The sequence below is a fragment of the Daejeonella sp. genome (assembly GCF_049655485.1).
Lineage (GTDB): Bacteria > Bacteroidota > Bacteroidia > Sphingobacteriales > Sphingobacteriaceae > Daejeonella.
Window position 1 is genome coordinate 1 of the sequence record NZ_JBASJU010000112.1, and the last position, 3469, is coordinate 3469.

A 3469-nucleotide genomic window follows, 5' to 3' on the forward strand; every position below is an offset into this window, starting at 1 on the left:
TGCGCGTGAGTTTCGTCTATAGCAAGGTATGTTCCGTCTACGTGGTTACCATAAACGGTGTAGTTTATCCTCGCCGATCCATCGTGTTTATCAAGCCGGTAAACATCGCCCTCAACCTGTGTAACCGAAACTGTGTTCCCTTTACCATCAAGCGCCTTGACACCATACACATTTTTACCAAACTCGTGGGTTGCATAACGACCGGGCGATGAGCGGCTCATTCGAAAAGTGAGAGGCCCGACGGGTAAATCAGAAACGTTGATCGTAACCTCCGCCTCATGATGAACAGCATTCGGAAATGATATAGAATATTGGATCGCATCCTGCGCGGAGAGAGTAGATACCGCGAAAAGGCAGGACAGGAATAAAAGGGATATTTTCATTGGGATTGGGAAAATTAGCGAATTAGAGAATTAGGAAATGAGAAAATTAGAGAATTAGCAAATGAGCAAATGTTAGGGACGAAAATGCATTAATAAATATCAGGACATCCTTTCATTAACCAAGTCTTCATTCGCTAATTTAACAAATTATCCGAAATTGCCCATCGCCCTTAGATCCTCGCACCAATTAAAAACTCCTCCCCATTTGCTAATTTACTAATTCGCAAATTTGCTAATTCTCGATTTGCTAATTCGCTAGTCCCAATCATATTTCTCCAAATCCCGCTGTGAAGTCCGGGACACAATCTGTTTCTGTTTGTCGATCTCGGTGTAAATCCGTGTCTCCTGCACCCCATCCGTGACTGCAATATCCTCATCTTTCGTTTTTACGGATTTGTACATGTAAGTTTCGTCCACATTTTCAAGCGCCACGTCGTAAGGGCCCTTATTGCTCATTAATTTCACAAAGACGGGAAGACATTCAAACAATATGAAGAGGAAGCCGATGAAGGAAATTGCCAGATACGTATCGAGATCCCGGGTACCGTCCTCCTTAAAGCTTAACTGGCCAAGCGCCCAGTTTCGGTCGGCAAAGCCTGCTACATTGGCAAGGCTATCCAGCTGCCTGCCACTAAACATCCGCTGCTCCGAAAGGCCATCCAGGTCTTTTCGCCGGGCAAAGAAAGTCTCCATTCCGGCAAGCTCGGTTCGGAGCGTTTGCAGTCTCTGCTCCTTCTGCACAACAAGAGATTCTTTTTGCTTTGCATAGGTCCCATATCCGGTAACACCTGAAGTCTGGTTAGTTTTATCTCCAAAAACCTCCTGGTTCAAAATGTACCGTGAGCGGTTAATATCCTTTTCTAATGAATCCTTTTCCTGCTTCAGTTCTGCCGTTTTTTGGATCTCCGAAGCATACTTATTTGCAAATGTTTTATTCAGGGTGTCGATTTTAGACCGCTGCCCGTTTAAATAACTCGTCTTTAACTTCTCACGGATCTCCTTATCAAATATTTTAAGCTCCAGCGGCCGCGAAATCACAATTCCGATCATAATGGCAAGTAATATCCGGGGTGTAGCCTGAAGGATCTGCTGATTAGTGGTGCCACTTTTGCTGATACTGGCAACAATATAACGGTCCATATTGAAGATTGCCAGACCCCAGATTATCCCGAAAAGGAATGCAAACCCAACCGCAAGGGGACTGCCGGAAAATACAAAATACATGGCATAGCCACCGGAAAGCGACGCAAAGAGTGCTGTGAAGAATATAGTGGCACCGATACCCACATACTTATTATGCTCAGTTGGATACCGTTTAAGTGTATCAACATGCGCTCCGGAACAGAACCAGAAAAAATCGGTTACTTTCTTCATCTGAAATCAAAATATGTAATTAAACGCCCACTTTATTAACATGTTACATCCGCGTCATTTTATTTAATGCAACACAGTATCACCCCTTTAGTTTATTAAATATTTAGGAAATGCCTATCTTTGTCCGACAAATATACCAGACATGAAGGAAGTAACAGTACAGGAATTAAAGCAAATGATCGACAATAAGGAAGACTTTCAACTTATTGATGTGCGCGAGACTTTTGAATATGAAATGTCAAACATCGAAGGTGAAAATATTCCCCTTGCTGGCGTTGTGGTTGAGGCTTCTAAAATCAGCAAAGACAAACCGGTAATTATGCAGTGCCGCAGCGGTGCGAGAAGTGCAGCAGCAGTCATGCAACTGGAGCAGTTAGGCTATACCAATCTTTATAATCTTAAAGGAGGAATCCTTGCATGGGCGGCAGAATATGAGCCTGATATGAGGGTTTACTAATATGTTTAAGAAGATTCTGTTTAACATCTTTCTTAATATTGCTCTGATCGTACTGGTACTTTGTATTATTTGGTCTATTAAGAATAACTATTATCTCTATGCTATTGCCGCTACCCCGCCCTTTGCGATGCTTATATTTTTGAAGGTACGGCTTGCTAAGAGTGTAAGGGACATGACCAAGAAATAATAGAGGAAGTTGTCCTGGCCGCCAGCTGTCCGGCATGCAGGGAACCTCTCAACATTTAGAGTGATTGACATTCTACAAAGAGAGATCATTACCCCTTCCTAATTCCCAACCCCGCATCCTCATTCAACACCCACTTCCCATCTTTAAACTCGGGATCTATATAAGGGTTATTACTCGTAAGGAAAGGCCCGTCAAGATCTGCCCAGTCGCATAGTGGCGCTAAAGCAGCAGCAGCCAGGGTGGCACAGCTTGTTTCACTCATACAACCTATCATAACTTTCATGCCCAGCTCTTTGGCCTTCATGATCATCCGATGTCCTTCGTGCATCCCACCACTTTTCATCAATTTTACATTAATCGCATGATAAACCCCTTTAGCTTTATCTACATCCGCAAAGCGTTGAACCGATTCATCACCAACAATGGCTACCGGGCTGCGTTCGGTAATCCAGGCATTGGAATCAGGGTCTTCTTTCGCCATAGGCTGCTCTATTAATACAACTCCCTGTTCGTGCAGCCAGTGAACCATATCCAAACCATGTTCTTTATCGGACCAGCCCTGATTCGCATCCACAAACAATGGCTTATCTGTTGCCGACCTGATCGTATTGATCAGTTCTTTGTCGTTATCGCGTCCAAGCTTGACTTTAATGATATGGCAATGTTCACCCTCCTTTATTTTCTGTATTAAAACCTCAGGAGTATCGATACCAAGTGTGTATGACGTTTCGGGCATGTTAGACGGGTCAGTCCCGAAGAATTTATAGCATGGTGTGTTTTCAATCTTACCCTTCAAATCATGTAAAGCAATATCAATAGCGGCTTTAATATTAGGATTTCCGGGTGCAATATTATCCAGATATGCAACTACTTCATCAAAATCAAATGGGGCTTTCAGCCAGGAGAGATCAACTTTGGACATAAATGCTGTAGCCGTCTCCATATTCTCGCCCATATAACGCACCATAGAAGCTTCTCCAAGCCCAGTAAAACCCTCATGGCTAATCTCCATCAGCATAATGGGAGTCGACGTACGGGAGAACTTTGCAATAGTGAAAGGATGTTTTA

At 43.4% G+C, this 3469-nt stretch carries 4 protein-coding genes and 1 pseudogene; 2 read left to right on the forward strand and 3 right to left on the reverse strand.

Annotation, left to right across the window (positions count from 1 at the left end):
* Together WBJ10_RS04690 and WBJ10_RS04695 are read right to left on the reverse strand one after the other, a co-directional pair.
* Positions 1-383, reverse strand: a pseudogene (locus WBJ10_RS04690) (M61 family metallopeptidase); the annotation flags it as partial.
* Between the two features lie 255 nt (positions 384-638).
* Complete coding sequence (locus WBJ10_RS04695) at positions 639-1757, reverse strand: DUF4407 domain-containing protein (RefSeq protein WP_424288370.1); 1119 nt, start codon at positions 1755-1757, stop codon at positions 639-641.
* Positions 1758-1899: 142 nt separating this feature from the next.
* Between WBJ10_RS04695 and WBJ10_RS04700 the strand changes: the two genes are divergently transcribed.
* A complete protein-coding gene (locus WBJ10_RS04700) occupies positions 1900-2214 on the forward strand; it encodes a rhodanese-like domain-containing protein (protein WP_424288371.1) in 315 nt (104 codons plus the stop codon).
* Position 2215: 1 nt separating this feature from the next.
* Complete coding sequence (locus tag WBJ10_RS04705; protein ID WP_424288372.1) at positions 2216-2401, forward strand: DUF6358 family protein; 186 nt, start codon at positions 2216-2218, stop codon at positions 2399-2401.
* Positions 2402-2489: 88 nt separating this feature from the next.
* Here the strand turns inward: WBJ10_RS04705 and WBJ10_RS04710 are convergent.
* On the reverse strand, positions 2490-3469 hold a 980-nt coding region (locus WBJ10_RS04710), incomplete at its 5' end, for a dipeptide epimerase (protein WP_424288373.1).

Coding starts and splice junctions, on each gene's coding strand:
- WBJ10_RS04695 (WP_424288370.1), bottom strand. CDS start 1,757: ATGAAGAAAGTAACCGATTTTTTCTGGTTCTGTTCCGGAGCGCATGTT.
- WBJ10_RS04700 (WP_424288371.1), top strand. CDS start 1,900: ATGAAGGAAGTAACAGTACAGGAATTAAAGCAAATGATCGACAATAAG.
- WBJ10_RS04705 (WP_424288372.1), top strand. CDS start 2,216: ATGTTTAAGAAGATTCTGTTTAACATCTTTCTTAATATTGCTCTGATC.